Genomic DNA, 16,676 nt, shown 5'->3' with positions numbered 1-16,676 from the left:
AGGCAGCAGATGAAGACAGTTATGAGATATCGAACGATGCGTGCACTCCTGACAACGCTGGTGCTGGCCGGAGTGGGGGGCGGGGCGGCGCTTCTGGTGGGCGGCTGCACGGATACGCTGGACGGTGAGCGCTTCGCGAATCAGAAGCCCATCGTCCACTTCGCCAACATCCCGCCGGAGGGCCAGACCTTCTCGCGGAACCCCGTGGTCTACTGGTATGGGTCGGACGCCGACGGGCTCATCGACTACTACCGCTACCACGTCGCGACCGAGGCGGAAGTCGGTTTCGACAGCCCCGAGAACTACATCCAACGGGTCTCAGATGCCGCGTGGACGCACGTGGACGTCGACCCGGCGGCCTCGGATCCCCAGACGACGCACCAGATCCCGCTGGCGGCCGACAGCGCCAACCCGGTGCGCTCGTTCGTGGTCCAGTACGTGTTCCTCCAGGCGTTCGACATGGAGGGCCTCGGCTCCGACATCGTCTACCGCCGTTTCGCGCGCAACGACAATCCGCCGAACACCGGGATCAACGACATCAGCACCAAGATTCCGTTCGTCAACGCCCCGCGCCCGGGCGGCATCGTGACCGGCATTGCGCTGGACTGGATGGCTAACGACTCCGTCGACTACCCGAGCGACCCCCCGCGCTTCGAGTTCCAGTGGCGCCTCTACGGACCGTACACGAACGACGAGATGATCGCGATGGAGGCCCAGTTCGTGCAGACCGTGTTCCAGAGCGTGGACGGTTTCGTGTACCGCCAGGGCGAGTATTTCAAAGTCTGCGACACGACCTTCGTGTCCGGCAATCCCGACCCGGTCATCGATTGTGATTCGTTCCTGGTCGGTACGGATGAGATCGACGTTCGCCTCGGACGGACCTTCAAGAATTACTTCGATTTTGAAGACGCCGACTTCGTGAACAACCCGGTCTACTACAAGGTGGTGGACAGCTCGTGCTACCGCGATCCGGAGTGTCTGAAGAGTCTGCCGGATTCGCTGGATGAGACGGCCTGCCCGTGCCTCGACACGTGGGTGCCCGCACTCAGCCAGTCCAATTCGCGCGAGTGGGCGGGTCGCGACACGCTCTACAACGTGTTCCGCCACACTCCGACCGACTCGACGGTGGAGCGGCAATTCCTCTTCTGGATCCGCTCCCGCGACGACGCCAAGGTGCCCGACCCGACGCCGGCCTGGAAGGCGTTCCCGGTGGTCGAACCGAAGTTCGAGCGGGACGTGCTGGTATTTGACATGGCGGCTTCCGCCCAGCCGATCGCGGTCCGCAAGGCCGACGGATACCTACCGGACAACACCACCGACCCGAGCCGTCCGCGCAGTTACCTGTTCTGGCGCGACATGCTCCTGAACTGGAACCCGGATTTGAATTTCAACGAGTACGACTACATCTATCAGGGCCGGTCGTACAACAACACCAACTACACCAATGGAATCCCGCTGGTGAAGCTGCTGCAGTACAAGGTCGTGGTGTTGTACAACGATCACATCGTGGCGCCGCCGATCACGAAAGAGGGCTACATGAAGCCGGTCATCACGGGTCTGGATGCCGGCGTGAATGCCTGGTCGATTTGCCGCTCGGTCGCGGGCGGCGATGGGAACAAGAGCCACATGCCCCCAGGCGACCCGCAGTTGATCTTCAACCAGGTCAGCAACAAGTGGGCCATGGCATACAAGCGGTACTTTGCGGTGAACAGCGGCTTGTACACCGGGTGGTTCCAGCACGCCAACCGGCTGCGGGACCCGCGCCCCAATGCGCCATGGGCTCTGCCCGCATTCGATGTTCAGGATTGCATCGGCGCCTACAGCCTGCAGCCGGCGCAATGGCCCGATATCGAGTATGACTCCGCGCTTGTGCACGATCTCTACGAGTGGGGGTCGCTGGTCCCGGATACCTCCACGCCGGATCCCTCGGACCGGATCCAGTACTACTACAACAAGAAGCTTCCCTATCTGCCGGAGATCAACTGGTGCCAGGCGCGGTACGGGGCGGAGATCATGTATCTGTACAAGTCGTACTACCGGTCGCGGGGCGTTGCCCATCCGCTCGGTGTGTATGAGGGCATCTCCGGCTCCTTCAACTTCGATTTCGAAGGGGCGCCGTGCGGCCACCGCTACAGCACCGGCCTTTACCGGACGGTTCACATGAACCTGACGCCGTTTGCGCTCAAGCGCGGGCCGAACCCGACTTCCGGTCCGGTCGCCCAGCTCTTCAGGGCTGTCATGGATTACCTCTACGATCCGAATATCCAGCAGCCGGTCGCGAAGCTGCGGTATCATGATGCGGACCCGACGGCGGCGGCGGATCTCTCCGTCGAGCGGGATCGCTACTGGAAGCGCTGCGACCAGGAAGCGTACGAGAAGGGTCTGGATCTCAGCGCCCACGCGCTGGCCAATCTGCACCGGCGCTGACCGGCCGCCGTTATTTGACCGTTACCGAGACCGGAGCCGTCGGCTCCGGTCTCTTTTTGTTTATTGCCGGGGCGCCAGGCGGCGGTCGAGCTCCCGGAGTTCCGGGCGGTTGGGGAAGCGGGCGAGCGCCTCGCGGAGGGTGGTTCGCGCCTCGTCGATGCGCCCCGCTGCGGCGCAGGCGCCGACTAGGTTCACCCAGGCCTCAGCCAGGCCGGGGTCGAGTTCCACCGCCCGGCGCGAGAATTCGACAGCCTCCCCGAAGCGGCTAGCGAGAGCGGCGAGATAGCCGAGCTGGTAGGCCGCCTGGGCGTGCTGCTCGCGCATGCGCTCGCGGCTGTGACGGAAATTGGGAGCGAAAGCGGCATCGTCCATCTCGATCGGCGGCGGCGGCGCGGACAGGGCCGCCAGGAGCGTCGCGCGCGCCGTCTCGGCCAGCCCGCGCTGCGTGAGCAGAATGCCGGCCTCGTTGAGCAGGTAGACGTCGCCGCCCGTGCGCGCCGCAGCGGCCTGAACCTCGGCGACAAGCTGCTCAGGCGCTGTCGTATCCGCCGCGAACACGGCCCGCAGCCAAACGAGATTGGCGTCGTAGTCGTAGGGGCGGAGCGCCAGCGCCCGCTGCCCCTCCGCTTGCGCGTCGGCGAAACGCCCCTCGAGCAGGGCCAGCGAGGCGAGGTTGGTCAGAGCCTTGGGTCGGCCAGGGTGGAACCGGGCCTCCCGCTCCCAGGCAGCCCGGGCCGCAGCGGCGTCGCCCAAACGCAGCCAGGCGTTGCCCAGATTCAGGTTCACTTCGGGGTAGGTGGAGTCGACCGCGGCCGCTTCGGCCGAGAGTTCGAGCGCGCGGCGGAAGTCCCCCTGTCCGTAGGCGTAATTGGCGGCGCTCATGATCGCTTGGGGAGACACACCGGACGGGAGCGACACCAGTGGCAGGAACGACAGCCCGGCGCCAACTGTCAGAGCCGCGGCCGGCAGCACCAGCCCCCGCCGCCGCCGAACAGCCTCGGCCAGCCCGAACACACCGGTTGCCGCCAGGATGAAATACAGCGGCAGCACCGGCAGGCGGAAGCGGCTGTTGAAGAAGAACAGCGCCGAGGCGGCGACATACAGCAGGAGGATAAGCGCGATCAGGCGAAGACGGGCGTTGGTCCGCAGCGCCGCGGCCAGACCGGCCAGAGCCAACGCAAAGAGCAGACCGAAACTCAGCGGATTGTAGCGCAGCAGCGGGATGAGCGCGAAGAACGGCCCGAGCGCGCGGTTGTTGGAAATCTCCCGGTGCGAGATGTTCCAGTAGAGCTTCTCCGCATAAAGGCGGAGAAACGAGAGGGGATGGGCGGCGATCCACGTGCGGGCGCGCTGCGCCCAGTAGTCGGAGACTTCGCCGGGTGCGAGCGGACGGCCGGCGGCCTGCTCTGCGATATGCACGACATCCCGAATCTGCCAGTTGAAACCCAGCGGTTCGGGCAGGACCGCGGAGACGCCGTCGGCCTCAGGGTTGTTGCCGATGTACAGGTTGATGCCTCCCTGCGAGGCGATCAGCACCGGATCGCCGGCGACCGCGAGGTTGCGGATGAAGATCGGTCCGATCGCAATCGCCAGGCCGAGGCCGACCGCGAGCGCTGTGCGCAGGAGCGGCGCCAGGCCGCGCCGGGCGCACAGGGCGACCCCCGCGACCACGACCAGGAGCAACAGCGCGGTCGGTCGCGTGATCGCCGCCAGACCAAGCGCCAGTCCGAGCCAGAACGCATCCCGCGCCCGGTGCGTTTCCCGCCACACGAGCAGCCGCCATACCGAAGCCTGCAGTAGCAGCAAAAACAGCGGGTCGAGCAGCAGTTCGGACTCGAAGTAGAGCGCGGTCGGCCACACGGCGTGGAGACCGGCCGCCAAGAGACCGACGCGCGACGACACCGCCCGCCGACCGAGCACGTACGTCAGCGCCACCGATGCCAGGCCCACGGCCAGACCGAACACGCGGGCCGTCCAGAGCGAAACACCGAAGACGGCGTACAGGGCGGCCAACACGAAAACATAGAACGGGGCGCGGAAGTATGTGGTGGCGCCGAGGATATTCCCGGCCGCGATATCCTGCGCCCAGTGGTGGTGGAAGCAGTTGTCGACCGTGAGCATGGTCCACTCAGGCAGCCCGGCGTACATGGCCAGGTAGCAGACCCGCAGCCCGGCGGCGACCAGCAGAATCAGCCCGAGCGAGGCGGGAAAACCGCCCTGTTGCCGGTGTGGAGCCATCGGGACAATATAGAACCCGCCGCTGGAATCAGCCTGTAAAAAGTTGCCGAGTGTGCACCCGCCTGTGCATCGGACTGCACCGGCCTTTCACCTGTGCAAGTGGTCAACCGCTCGCCCCGCTCGCGCGACCCCAGCGCCTCCCCCGAAAGTCGTTGCGGTAATAGCGATTAGCTCGCCCTGAGGGTGAGTCGGTGCAGCCGGTTGCGGCCCCCTCATAAGCCGGGGGGCGGCATAACCGTTGCTCTAAGGGTCCCCGGACTTTGCCGGAGGAGAACCCATGAAGGAACTTGCAGCCTACACGCTCTCGCTGTTCGCGGGTCTGATCATGCTGGGGCTGAACACCGGGGCGGCCGCCGCCCAGCCGTCGCTGGCGCCGGGGCTCGCCGAACTGATCGACCGCGGAGCGCCGCCGGACAGCATCGTGCACGTGGTCGTCTTCCTCGAGACGGAACGCACCGCCGCCGCGTCGAAAGCGTCGGCCGCGATGCTTGCCCGGGGAGATCAAATCCGGCAGGTCACATCGGCGCTGAAGCAGGCGCGGGGGCGGGGGGACCGGGCGGTGGCCGCGCTGCTCCGGCAGCACGCCCGCTCGACCGTCGCCCGTTACTGGATTGCACCGGCCTACGCGGCAGCGGTGCCGGCGGCGGTCCTCCCGGAACTGGCGGCGATCGACGGCGTGAGCCTCGTGGTCGAAGATGCGCCGGTGAGCCTGATTGCGCCGGTCGAGGAAAAGGCTCCGACGGCCGGTCTGGCGGCGACGGTTGCGCAGCCGCTTGTGCAGCTCGGAGTCCCCGCACTGTGGCAGAAGGGGTTGACGGGGCGCGGGCGGCTCATCTGCTCGTTCGATACGGGAGTGAAGTACGATCACGCGGCGCTCCTGCCGAAGTGGCGGGGCGCGCACGTTCCGCTGAGCGCGGCCTGGTTCTCCAAGGTGGCGCCGACAAGTCTGCCGGCGGACGCGGTCGGCCACGGTACCCACACGATGGGCATCATGGTCGGCTCCGACGGGGCGGACACGATCGGCGTGGCCCCGGACGCGGAGTGGATCACGGCCGGCGTGATCGACCAGGGACGGCCGCTCTCGACCACCATCGCCGACATTCTCGAAGCTTTCCAGTGGGCGCTCAATCCGGACGGGGACACGATGACGACCGACGATGTGCCCGACGTGATCCTGAACAGCTGGGGGATCCCGAAAGGTCTCTTCACGCCGTGCGACCGGACGTTTGCCGCGGCGATCGAGAACGTGGAGGCGGCCGGCGTGGTGACGGTGTTTGCGGCCGGCAACGAAGGGCCGAACGCCATGACGCTGCGCAACCCGGCCGACATGGTGCTCAGTCCGCTGAGCGCCTTCGCGGTCGGCGCCGTCGATGCCAACAACGCGGTCGCGAGCTTCTCCAGCCGGGGTCCGGCATCGTGCGACCAGGTGTCGGTGAAGCCGGAGCTGGTCGCCCCGGGCGTGAGTATCCGGTCGTCGTACAAAGACGGCGGGTACAAGGTGCTCACGGGCACCTCGATGGCCGCGCCGTTCGTGGCCGGACTGGTGGCGCTCGTCCGCCAGTATAATCCCAACGTGTCGGCCGCCGACATCAAGAGCGCCTTTATCGCGGCCGCCCGCGACCTGGGGCCGCTCGGAGAGGACAACAGCTACGGCTACGGGATCGTCGATGCCGCGCGGCTGCTCCAGTACATCCCGGATCCGGTGGCGCCCGATTTCTCCATCAGCCGGGTGGCGGTTTCGGGCGACGGGCTGGCGGTGCCGGGCGAGCGCTTCGACCTGGCGATCACGCTGCGCAACCCGGCGGCCAATATTGTCCGGGCGACGGCCACTCTCGCGGCCCCGGCGGCCTCGGGCGTCACAGTCGAGTCGGGGGAAGTGATCTACCTGTTCGGCGGCGACCTGCTGAGCGCGGTCAACGGGGCGCCGTTGACAGCGACCTTCAGCGATACGCTCTATCATGGCCAGACGGCGGCCTTCACTCTCTGCGTCCGGTACGAGTACAATCTCGCAGAGCACACGGACACACTGACCTTCACGCTCCCGGTCGGGGTGGCGCCGGCGGGCAGCTTCGCCACCCACCGGACAGCGCAGATGGACTTGACGGTGTCGGATTTCGGCATGTTCGGGCTGGCGCCCGGCTCGATATATAATGTGCGGGGGGAGGGGTTCACAGTCGGCGGCAGCGACAACCTGCTGTACGAGGCCGGCGTGATCATCGGGCGCAACGCCCTTCAGCTCTCCACCGGCGTGCGGGGCGCCGACGGCGGGTTCGCCGCCTCCGATTTCCTCCCTGTCGCGCCGCTCAGCGAGGAGTGGGTGGACCTGGACGGCGGCCGGCACCGGACGGCCGAGTACGACGACCGCGGGGCGGAGATCTCGATTCCCATCACGGTCCGGCAGGAAACGGTGAGCTACCCGGGGATGGACCACAGCAGCCTGCTGGTTGTCAAGTTTCGTCTCAAAAACACGAGCATCGAACCGCTCACCAACCTCCGCTTCGGCCTCTTGGCCGACTACGACCTGGGCGGCGCGGAGACGGTGGCCTACGATGCGAATCTCAACATGATTGTGACGGCGGGCGCCGATGGTTCCCGGGCGGCGCTGATGGGGCTGGACGGGGCGGTTTCGTTCAGCGCCTTCGCCAACCAAGCCGGCGCAAAAACGGGCTTTTCGGGCGGGGAGTTATATGATATACTATCCCGGTCCGGGGTGGATCTCGGCGAGGCGTCCGGTGACGATCGTTTTGTGATCGTCGGCGCCGGACCGTTTTCGATCCCGCCAAGGGATTCGGTCACCATAGCTCTGGCCTTTGTCGCAGGCCTCGCGGAGGCGGATTTCGAAGCCGCGGCGGCAGCGGCCCGCCGGATGTACGACGAGGCGACAGCGGCAGCGGACGAGCGGCCGGACGGTCTGCCGGCAGCCTTCGAACTGCACCAGAACTACCCGAACCCCTTCAACCCGACCACGCGGATTCGTTTCGATCTGCCGAGGGCCGCCGAGGTGTCGCTGAAGATCTACAACACGCTGGGACAGGAAGTGACGGTGCTGCACGAAGGGCCGCTGGCCCCCGGGCGGCACGCGGTCGACTGGGAAGCGGCGGGGGATCTGGCCAGCGGCGTGTACTTCTACCGCCTGACCGTGGGCGACACCCAGCAGACGCGGAAGATGGTGCTTCTAAAATAGTCCCGGAATATCGATTTTCCGGGAAACGAACGGCGTGCGGCGGAGTTTACAGGGTAAGTAGAATTCATACACCGCGATAAGGACAGCGAAGGTTCCCCGTATGACACGTGTGACGTTCATTTCCCTGTTGCTGCTCGCCCTGGCCGGTTCGGCGGCAGCTGTGGCCCCGCACCCGGAGGCGATCGAAAAATGGAAAGCCGAGGGAGTGTGGAAGGAGAAGGTCGACGCTTGGCAGGCGTTCAAGGCGCGCGGCGGCTGCGCTCCCAATGAGACACCGATCTGGCAGCCCGGCAAGGAGCCGCGGGCGATGGCCGCCCAGGCCGGTCCGGACACGGTGAAAGTGATCGTGCTCCTGGTGGAATTCACCGACAACCGCATGAGCGGCGGGTACGCCAACGGCACCAACGCCGTGTTCGACTCGATCCTCTTTTCGGACAGCACCATCGACACCGCCGGCGCAATCATCAACCCGACCGGATCGATGACCGACTACTACCGCGAAGTCACCTATGGGGGCCTGTACCTCGCCGGGGACATCTACGGTCCGTACACGGCGCCGAATACCTACGCCTACTACGTCGGCTCCGACGACGGCCTCTCGCGCAGCGCCGAGCTTGTCTATGATCTCACGAACCTCGCCGACCCGGACATCGATTACACCCAGTACACCAACGGCGACAACGACGTCGACGCAGTTATCGTCATCCACGCGGGCCGCGGCGCCGAGGAAGGAATCTTCGGCATCTGGTCGCACAAGGCGTCCATCAACGCCACGCGCGACGGCGTGCAGGTGAAGTACTACACGATGAACCCGGAGGAAGCGGGGGACCACCTCTCCGCCATCGGGGTCTTCTGCCACGAGTTCGGCCACGTGCTGGGGCTGCCGGACCTCTATGACGTCACCTACGCCGAGGGTTCCAGCGGAGCGGGGCACTGGTCACTCATGGGGAACGGGAACTACCTGTTCGGGTCCAAGCGGCCGGCGCACCTCGACGGGTGGTGCAAGGCGCAGGCCGGGCTGGTGACGATCATCGACGTGACGCAGAACATCAAGCTGGCGGCTATCCCGGCCGTGGAATACAACCCGGTGGTCTACCGGCTGAGAAACGCGACCACCGGGAGTTCGGAATACTGGCTGATCGAGAACCGCCGCCAGACGGGGTTTGACACGAACATCCCGGGATCCGGCCTGTGCATCTGGCACTACGACGCCGGCACGGCCGCCGGTACGGGCAGCAACCGGTACCCGCCCTACCGCATCGCGCTGGAGCAGGCGGACGGCCAGTTCCAGCTTGAGTACGCCGGGAGCTCCGGCGATGCGGGGGATCCGTTCCCCGGCGCCACCGGCAACCGCAACTTCCACGACTACAGCACGCCGGCCACGAATCTCAACGACGACCTCTCGCCGCTCTACGGCCTCGTGTCGCGTATCGGCGTGTGGGATGTCTCCAACGCCGATTCGGTCATGTACGCCGAACTCGACATCGAGTACTCGCGGCCCTGGATCGTCGAAGCCTCGAGCGGGTTCGTCTTCAACGATGACGCGCCGCGCGGGGACGGCGACGGCGTCGTCGAAGCCGGCGAAGAGATCCACTTCTACTGCTACATCCGCAATTTCATGCGGTACTCCTACAATGTGCGGGCGGCGCTCGCCAGCGGGTCGCCCCGGATCGAGTGGGTGACCCCGGCCGTCTCCTTCGGCACGAACCTGCTGGTCGACATCCAGTACAACACCGATCCCATCATCTTCCGGGTAAAGGACAGCCTGACGGCGGCGATTGACACGTTCACGGTGACGATCGTGACCGACTCGCTCCCCGGCGGGACATTCGGCAGCGAGTTTGTCAAGGAGTTCCAGTTCTCCAAACAGGTGGGCGCCACCCAGGTGCTGGTGGTCGACGACGACAACGGGGCTGAGTACCAGCAGGAGTATGTGGATGCGCTGCGGGGCCGGGGGATTCCCAGCCGGGTGTGGAATGTCCAGTCCCAGGGCTCGCCCGACTCGCTGGCTCTGAGCGGCTATCGGATCGTCTTCTGGCACACGGGCATCGATACCTCGACCGGCGCTTTCAGCGCGGCTAATGTCGCCGCGATGAAAGGGTACCTGAACGCCCCCGACCATCATCTGTGCCTGGGGACCTACGCGCTGGTAAAACTGGCCGCCCTCGACAACGCCTTCGTCGCAGACTACCTCAAGGCGAGCCATGCCGGCAATCTCTACTTCCCTCAGTATCTCGGCGTCCCCGGGACAGCCATCGGCAACGGCACGGAGTACCGGCCGATCACCGGCGCGCCGAATGCGGCGGCGGCCAACGCTTATATGAATGTGCTCAGCGGCGGCCAGAGCATATTCACCGGCGGGCCGAGCGGACAGATACGCGGCATCGCCTACGCGGGCCCGACCTACAAAACCGTGTTGCTCACCTTCGCCCCCGAGCTGCTCAACGACAACGCGGGCGGTACGACCATGCCGAAAGACACACTCATCAGCCGCATCCTCGCCTACTTCGGCGGCCAGGCCACGTCCATCCACGACGGTTCCCCGTTCCCGGTCATGCCGTCCTCGTTTACCCTCGAGCAGAATTACCCGAATCCATTCAACCCGAGCACCACGATCCGGTACACGCTGCGGAGCACCGGAGCGGATTTCCGGTCCACGCCGCGCACGAAACTGGCGGTCTACAACGCCCTCGGCCAGCGGGTGGCAACGCTGGTCGATGAAGTCCAGATTCCGGGATCCTACGCGGTCGATTGGGACGGGTCGGACGGAAGAGGGCATCGGGCGGCCTCCGGAGTCTATTTCTACCGCCTCGAACGGGGTGACGAGGCCCAAACAATGAAAATGGTTCTCCTTAAGTAGAGCAAAGTTGCACTACCGAAAAAGAAGCAGCCGCCGGCCCACCCCGGCGGCTATCTTTTTGCAGTAGAATAGGATATATTCATGTGAAAAATGCCACTTAGCCGCTCGATTTTCCTTGACATCAGGCCGAAAGAGAGTAATATATGCTGATGAAATTGAAAATCGTTTTCAGTTGAGTGGAATGATCGGCACAAGGTTGCGCCATGCGAGAGTTCCTTCGCACCAAAGGTTTCAAAATGACGCCCCAGCGGGAGCTGGTTTTCCGGGCGTTCTTTGAACTCGGCGACCACGTGACGGTGGACGAGCTGTTCGAGAAAGTGAGGCGCCAGGACCGCTCGATCGGGTACAGCACCGTCTGGCGGAACCTGAAACTGATCTGCCGGGTGGGGCTGGCGGAGGAAGTGAATGTCGGCGACGGCGTCACGCGGTACGACCGGGTGACGCACGTGCCGCACGGCCACCTGTACTGCCAGGAGTGCCGCAGGCTGACCGAGTTTCCGGTGGAGGAAATCGTGGCGGTGCTGGCCGGGGTGGCCGAGCAGAACGACTTCCGCGCCGATAGTTTCAAAATCGAGATCCACGGGTACTGCGAGGAATGCCGCGAACGGCGCCGGCGGGCGCTCGGTTCGGGCGGCGGCGCCGCGCCGCCGAAGTGACGGGTTCGGGGACGGGATGAGGATGCAGCCATGACGTACTTGAGCAGAATGAGTCCCGGCCAGCGTGGACGGATCGTAGGATTCGTCGACGACAGCCCACTGGCGCGCCGCCTGCTGGAGCTGGGGATTATCCCCGGGCGCCTGATCACCTACCTGCGGAACGCGCCGCTCTCCGATCCCATGCAGGTGCAGGTCGGTTCGAGCTGCCTGACCCTGCGGCACCAGGAAGCCTCGCTGGTGGCAGTGGAGCCGGAGGAGTAACCCCGCCATTTCCCAAGGGAGAGGCCATCCTTCGGGGAGGTCGCATGCCGGCGCCCGAGATTACAAAGACCCGTGAAATCGCCATTTGCGGCAATCCGAATTGCGGCAAGACGACGATCTTCAACGCCATCACCGGTCTCGCCCAGCAGGTGGGCAACTACCCTGGCGTGACGGTCGAGCGGATCCGCGGGCAGTTCGCCCATGGCGGCCGGCGGTACGTGCTGGCCGACATCCCGGGCACCTATTCCCTCTCGGCGTTTTCTCCCGATGAATACATCGCCTGCGCCGCACTCACGGGCAGCCTGGATGCCTCGCCGGCGCCCGATGCGATCATCTGCGTGCTCGACGGGACCCAGCTCGAGCGGGGGCTCTATTTCCTGCTCCAGGTGCTGGAGATCGGCCGTCCGACCGTGGCGGCGGTCAACATGGTGGATATCGCCGCGAAGCGGGGGCTGACGATCGACTACGCCGCGCTGGAGCGGCTGACCGGCGTGCCGGTCGTGCCGGTGGTCGGCAGCCGGGGGGAAGGCATCGCGCGGCTGGTTGCGTTGGCCGCGCAGGCGGCGGACGCCCCGCCGCTCCCGCCGCGGCGGCGCTACCGGGCGGAAGTGGAGAATCTGATCGAGCGCCTGCAGGCGACGCCGGGCAACGGCCACCGGTCGCGCGCCGAGTATTTGCGGATCGTGTTTGATGCCGACGGACCGGCGGAGCGGCGATTCCTGGCCGCCGCCGGCGGCGCGGGTCGGGCGTTGCTCGAGCGCGGGCGCAGTCTGATTCGCGAGCGGGCCGGCACGCTTGCGGCGGCCGAGACCGCACCGCTGACGGAGGCGGCCGCGGAGCTCTACCGCCAGGCGGTGCGGGCCGCCGCCAGCCCTCGGCCCTCGCGCTCGGGGCGGATCGACCGGTTTCTCCTCCACCCCGTCCTCGGACCGATCGTGCTGGTGACGGCGATGATGTTCGTGTTCCAGTCGATCTTCTCCTGGGCGGAGCCGTTCATGGACCTGATCGACGGGCTTTTCGGACGGCTGGCCGCGGCCGTCGAGAGCGCCCTGCCGGCCGGGCCGCTCCAGTCGCTGCTCACCGACGGCGTGATCGGCGGCGTCGGTTCGGTGCTCGTTTTCATCCCCCAGATTGTCATTCTCTTCCTGTTCATCGCTCTGCTTGAGGACAGCGGCTACATGGCGCGGGCGGCCTTCCTGGTGGACCGCATGTTCCGCTGGTGCGGGCTGTCGGGCAAGTCGTTCATCCCCATGCTCTCCTCGTTCGCCTGCGCCGTGCCCGGTATTCTCGCCACCCGCACGATCGAGGACCGCAAACTCCGCTTCATCACAATGATGGTGGCGCCCCTCATGACCTGCTCGGCCCGCCTGCCCGTGTACGCGGTGATGATCGCGGCCTTCATCCCCTACAAGACCTGGCTCGGGGTGATCAACCTTCAGGGCCTGGTGCTCACCGTGCTCTACCTGCTCGGGATCGCGGTCGCCGTCGCGGTCTCGTTCGTCCTCCAGCGGCTCGTGTTCCGGGCCGAGCGCGGGACCTTCCTCATGGAGATGCCGTCGTACAAAGTCCCGACTCTCCGCTCGCTCGGCATCCGCGTAATCCACCGGGCGAGGTCGTTCGTGGTGCGGGCGGGGACGGTGATCCTGGCGATCACGATCCTGATCTGGGCGCTGTCGTATTTCCCGCGCGACTCCCGCCTCGCCGAGAGCTACGCGGAGAGGATCGAGACGGCGGCGACCGCGGCCGAGGCGCAGACGCTGGCGAACGAGCGGGCCGGCGCGCAGCTGCGCAATTCCTACTTCGCCCGCATCGGGCACGCCGTCGAACCGGTGTTCCGGCCGCTCGGGTGGGATTGGCGGATCACGATGGCGACCCTGGCGGCTTTCCCGGCCCGGGAGGTGATCATCGCGACGCTCGGGACGATTTTTAATCTCGGGGCGGAGGTGGACGAGGAGTCGTCCTCGCTCATCGAGAAGATGCGGCAGGCGGCATGGGAGTACGGCCCGGAGGCCGGCCGGCCGCTCTTTACACCGGCCGTGGCGCTGTCGATCATGGTGTTCTTCGCCCTGTGCTGCCAGTGCGGGGCGACGCTCGTGACGATCCGCAAGGAAACCGCTTCGTGGCGGTACCCGCTGGCGGTGTTCGGCTACATGACGGCGCTGTCGTATGTGACGGCGCTGGCGACCTATCAGGTGTTTAGCCGGGTGTGGTACTAATGGATATGCTGTGGCAACATGTCGCGGTGGGGGCGGCGCTGGTGGGGGCGGCGGCCTACCTCGGGTGGTATTTCCGGCGGAGGGCGTTCCGGAAGAAGTCGCCGTGCGACTCATGCGGTTTGATGAAGATGGCGGAGCGGCGGGCGGGGCGGGGCAGGTAGGCCTCGGAGCAGCCGCGCGCAGGAGGGGCGGTCGCCGCACGGATTCGGGGAGGCGCGGGAAATCGACCCGGCGCCCGTGTTCCCTCCGGGCGAGGGCCAGGTAAGCGTGAAGGGCCGCCGCGCTGTGCTGCACCTCGCGGCCGTGCGCTCCGGCAACCGGGACTTCCGTCAAACCGGATTGTCAGCAACGCGGGGCAACCGGCCATCGGAGCGGAAGGCGCTCGAATGACTGATTGACCTGGTTCTTCCGATCCCCCTATATTCCCCCCATGTTTCACGCGGCGCCGATACTTTTGGGGCAATACCGTCCGGTCGATTCCTACCTGCACAAGCTCGACGCCCGGGCCAAGATGCTCCCGATCACCGTGGTCCTCGTATTCGGCCTGCTGTCCGACTCATTCATGTTCTACGCCGTGATCCTCGTGGCGCTGGTCGCGGCGCTGCTCGGCTCGGGGGTGCGGGCGGGGCAGTTGGTGCGGAATTTCAAACCGATCATTCTGCTGGTGGTGATCACCGCGGCCTACCACCTGGCCTTCTCCGGCGGCCGGTCGGAGATCTGGTGGGCGGCCGGGCCGATCCGGATCCGGGAGGAAGCGGTGCGCCAGGCGGGATTCTTCTCGCTGCGGCTGGTGCTTTTTGTGTCGATTGCGTTTCTGTTGACGCTCACGACCGCCCCCTCCGAACTCGCCGACGCTATCGCGCAGCTGCTCCGGCCTCTCGAACGGATCCGCGTGCCGGTGCAGGATCTCGCACTCATCCTGTTCATGGCTATGCGGTTCATCCCGGTCCTCTATGACGAATTTCAGGCCATCAAGTACGCCCAGATGATCCGGGGCGTGCGGTTCACGGGCTCAATGATAAACCGCATCCGCAAGACTGTCAGCATCATCATCCCGGTCTTTGTGGCGGCGCTCCAGCGGGCGGACGACCTGGCGCTCGCCATCGAGGCGCGCGGGTACAAGGGCGGAGTGAAGAGGACGATCTATACACGGTTGCGGTTTGAGACGCCGGAGTGGGTGTTCGCGCTTGGCGCGAGCGGCGCGGTGGTGATCTTGTGGGCGCTGACGAGATGAGCGCAAGAGGGCGGGCGGCAGGAAGCGGGGCGCGACCCGGAGCCCGCCGCCTCGAGCCGGTTCTGTGCGGCGACGGATAGCGAATGGCTGAACGCAACATCAGACTCACGCTCGAGTACAAGGGGACCGCGTACGCGGGGTGGCAGATCCAGGCGGGGCAGCCGACCGTGCAGGGGGAACTAGTTGCCGCAATCCGCAAGACAACGGGCTGCGACGTGAGCGTTCACGGCGCGGGGCGGACCGATGCCGGCGTGCACGCGCTCGGCCAGGTCGCCAATTTCCGCATCGACCACCGCCTGGCGCCGGACCGCTACAGGGACGCCCTCAATTACTACCTCCCCGCGGATATCCGCATCCGGGAGGCGGCCGAGGCGCCCCTGTCGTTCCACGCCCGCCGGAGCGCCAAGGCCAAGCGGTACCGCTACGTGATCGCGGGGGAACGCTCGGCGCTGTGGCGGGAGTACCGGTGGGAACTCGCGGGGCGAGAGGCGGCCGGGGCCTCTCCTGAAGCGGCGGGCGTCTTACCGCCGGCCGATAGTCTTGCCGGCCCCGGGCCGGGGGACAGCCCGGCCGCTCCGGCGCCCGCGTTGCGTTTCGATCTCCTGCAGCAGGCGGCGGCGCTCATTGTCGGCGAGCACGATTTCGCCCCGTTCTGCGTGACCGCCTCCCGCAAGGAGGATAACCGGTGCCGGATCGACCGGGCGCACTGGTACCGGGTCGGCCCGCTGCGGGTGTTTGAGATTCGCGGGAACCGGTTCCTGCACAATATGGTACGGAGTCTTGTGGGGGCCATGGTGAACCTCGCCGCCGAGTCCCCCGACCGCCACCCGGACAACTTGACTTTGACCCGGTTTGCCGATATCATACAAGCTCCGAACCAGCAGCGCATCGTGTTCACGGCGCCGGCCCGGGGGCTGTACCTCGTGTCGGTACACTACTGAAGGGATGATCAGATGAAGTTTTTCATCGACACCGCCAATATCGCGCAGATCAAGAAGGCGCACGCCATGGGCGTGCTCGACGGCGTCACCACCAACCCCTCGCTGGCGGCCAAAGAAGCCGCGCCTTACCGTGAGCTTCTCGCGGAGATCTGCCGGATCGTGCCCGGGCCGGTGTCGGCCGAAGTGATCGCCACGGATTACGACGGCATGATGGCGGAGGCCCGCGAACTGGCGAAAATCGCCGACAACATCGTGGTGAAAATCCCGACCATTCTCGACGGTCTCCGCGCGATCAAGAGCCTGAAGGAGGAGGGGATCAAGACGAACGCGACGCTCATTTTCTCCCCCTCGCAGGCGCTGCTGGTGGCCAAGGCGGGGGCGACCTACGCCTCGCCCTTCATCGGGCGGCTCGACGACATCTCGCAGGACGGGATGGAACTGATCGAGCAGATCGTAGCCATCTACGCGAACTACCTGTTCGAGACCGAGGTGCTGGTGGCCTCGGTCCGCCACCCGATGCACGTGGTGCAGGCGGCGCTGATCGGGGCCGGGGTGGTGACGATGCCCTACGACGTGATCGAGAAGCTGATCCGCCACCCGCTCACCGACCTCGGACTGGCGAAATTTCTCGCCGACTACAAGAAAGCCGGCAAGTAACG

The 16,676-nt window shown here is 66.0% G+C and carries 11 protein-coding genes; 10 read left to right on the top strand and 1 reads right to left on the bottom strand.

Going from position 1 to position 16,676, the window contains the following annotated elements; all coding sequences use genetic code 11:
- Nucleotides 1–36 precede the first annotated feature (36 nt).
- Nucleotides 37–2,427 (top strand): hypothetical protein, encoded by a 2,391-nt coding sequence (locus KA261_08710; GenBank protein MBP7697877.1) that lies wholly within the window; start codon nt 37–39, stop codon nt 2,425–2,427.
- Between the two features lie 60 nt (nt 2,428–2,487).
- Here the strand turns inward: KA261_08710 and KA261_08705 are convergent, their stop codons facing one another.
- Nucleotides 2,488–4,665: a glycosyltransferase family 39 protein gene (locus KA261_08705; GenBank protein ID MBP7697876.1), complete on the bottom strand. Its 2,178-nt coding sequence runs from the start codon at nt 4,663–4,665 to the stop codon at nt 2,488–2,490.
- A 277-nt stretch (nt 4,666–4,942) separates the two neighbouring features.
- On the opposite strand from KA261_08705, the gene KA261_08700 reads away from it, so the two are divergent.
- The 9 genes from KA261_08700 to fsa all read left to right on the top strand — a co-directional run bounded on the left by KA261_08700 (nt 4,943) and on the right by fsa (nt 16,674).
- Nucleotides 4,943–7,849 (top strand): S8 family peptidase, encoded by a 2,907-nt coding sequence (locus KA261_08700; GenBank protein MBP7697875.1) that lies wholly within the window; start codon nt 4,943–4,945, stop codon nt 7,847–7,849.
- Nucleotides 7,850–7,949: 100 nt separating this feature from the next.
- The gene (locus KA261_08695) at nt 7,950–10,709 is read left to right on the top strand and encodes a M6 family metalloprotease domain-containing protein (protein MBP7697874.1); all 2,760 of its coding nucleotides are present in this window, start codon (nt 7,950–7,952) and stop codon (nt 10,707–10,709) included.
- 203 nt (nt 10,710–10,912) lie between these two features.
- Nucleotides 10,913–11,365: a transcriptional repressor gene (locus KA261_08690; GenBank protein ID MBP7697873.1), complete on the top strand. Its 453-nt coding sequence runs from the start codon at nt 10,913–10,915 to the stop codon at nt 11,363–11,365.
- A 30-nt stretch (nt 11,366–11,395) separates the two neighbouring features.
- Nucleotides 11,396–11,626 (top strand): ferrous iron transport protein A, encoded by a 231-nt coding sequence (locus KA261_08685; protein ID MBP7697872.1) that lies wholly within the window; start codon nt 11,396–11,398, stop codon nt 11,624–11,626.
- Nucleotides 11,627–11,670: 44 nt separating this feature from the next.
- Nucleotides 11,671–13,842: a ferrous iron transport protein B gene (feoB, locus tag KA261_08680; GenBank protein ID MBP7697871.1), complete on the top strand. Its 2,172-nt coding sequence runs from the start codon at nt 11,671–11,673 to the stop codon at nt 13,840–13,842.
- 5 nt (nt 13,843–13,847) lie between these two features.
- Nucleotides 13,848–14,003: a hypothetical protein gene (locus tag KA261_08675; protein ID MBP7697870.1), complete on the top strand. Its 156-nt coding sequence runs from the start codon at nt 13,848–13,850 to the stop codon at nt 14,001–14,003.
- A 269-nt stretch (nt 14,004–14,272) separates the two neighbouring features.
- Nucleotides 14,273–15,076: an energy-coupling factor transporter transmembrane protein EcfT gene (locus KA261_08670; GenBank protein ID MBP7697869.1), complete on the top strand. Its 804-nt coding sequence runs from the start codon at nt 14,273–14,275 to the stop codon at nt 15,074–15,076.
- Nucleotides 15,077–15,159: 83 nt separating this feature from the next.
- Nucleotides 15,160–16,017, top strand: a complete 858-nt coding sequence (gene truA, locus KA261_08665; GenBank protein MBP7697868.1) for a tRNA pseudouridine(38-40) synthase TruA — start codon at nt 15,160–15,162, stop codon at nt 16,015–16,017.
- 12 nt (nt 16,018–16,029) lie between these two features.
- A complete protein-coding gene (fsa, locus tag KA261_08660; GenBank protein ID MBP7697867.1) occupies nt 16,030–16,674 on the top strand; it encodes a fructose-6-phosphate aldolase in 645 nt (214 codons plus the stop codon).
- Nucleotides 16,675–16,676: the final 2 nt, after the last annotated feature.

Source organism: Candidatus Zixiibacteriota bacterium (assembly GCA_017999435.1).
Taxonomy (GTDB): Bacteria; Zixibacteria; MSB-5A5; order GN15; family FEB-12; genus JAGNLV01.
This window is presented reverse-complemented; position numbering and strand designations above follow the sequence as displayed.

Coding starts and splice junctions, on each gene's coding strand:
- KA261_08670 (MBP7697869.1), top strand. CDS start 14,273: ATGTTTCACGCGGCGCCGATACTTTTGGGGCAATACCGTCCGGTCGAT.
- KA261_08710 (MBP7697877.1), top strand. CDS start 37: ATGCGTGCACTCCTGACAACGCTGGTGCTGGCCGGAGTGGGGGGCGGG.
- KA261_08685 (MBP7697872.1), top strand. CDS start 11,396: ATGACGTACTTGAGCAGAATGAGTCCCGGCCAGCGTGGACGGATCGTA.
- KA261_08705 (MBP7697876.1), bottom strand. CDS start 4,665: ATGGCTCCACACCGGCAACAGGGCGGTTTTCCCGCCTCGCTCGGGCTG.
- fsa (MBP7697867.1), top strand. CDS start 16,030: ATGAAGTTTTTCATCGACACCGCCAATATCGCGCAGATCAAGAAGGCG.
- feoB (MBP7697871.1), top strand. CDS start 11,671: ATGCCGGCGCCCGAGATTACAAAGACCCGTGAAATCGCCATTTGCGGC.
- KA261_08675 (MBP7697870.1), top strand. CDS start 13,848: ATGCTGTGGCAACATGTCGCGGTGGGGGCGGCGCTGGTGGGGGCGGCG.
- KA261_08695 (MBP7697874.1), top strand. CDS start 7,950: ATGACACGTGTGACGTTCATTTCCCTGTTGCTGCTCGCCCTGGCCGGT.
- truA (MBP7697868.1), top strand. CDS start 15,160: ATGGCTGAACGCAACATCAGACTCACGCTCGAGTACAAGGGGACCGCG.
- KA261_08690 (MBP7697873.1), top strand. CDS start 10,913: ATGCGAGAGTTCCTTCGCACCAAAGGTTTCAAAATGACGCCCCAGCGG.
- KA261_08700 (MBP7697875.1), top strand. CDS start 4,943: ATGAAGGAACTTGCAGCCTACACGCTCTCGCTGTTCGCGGGTCTGATC.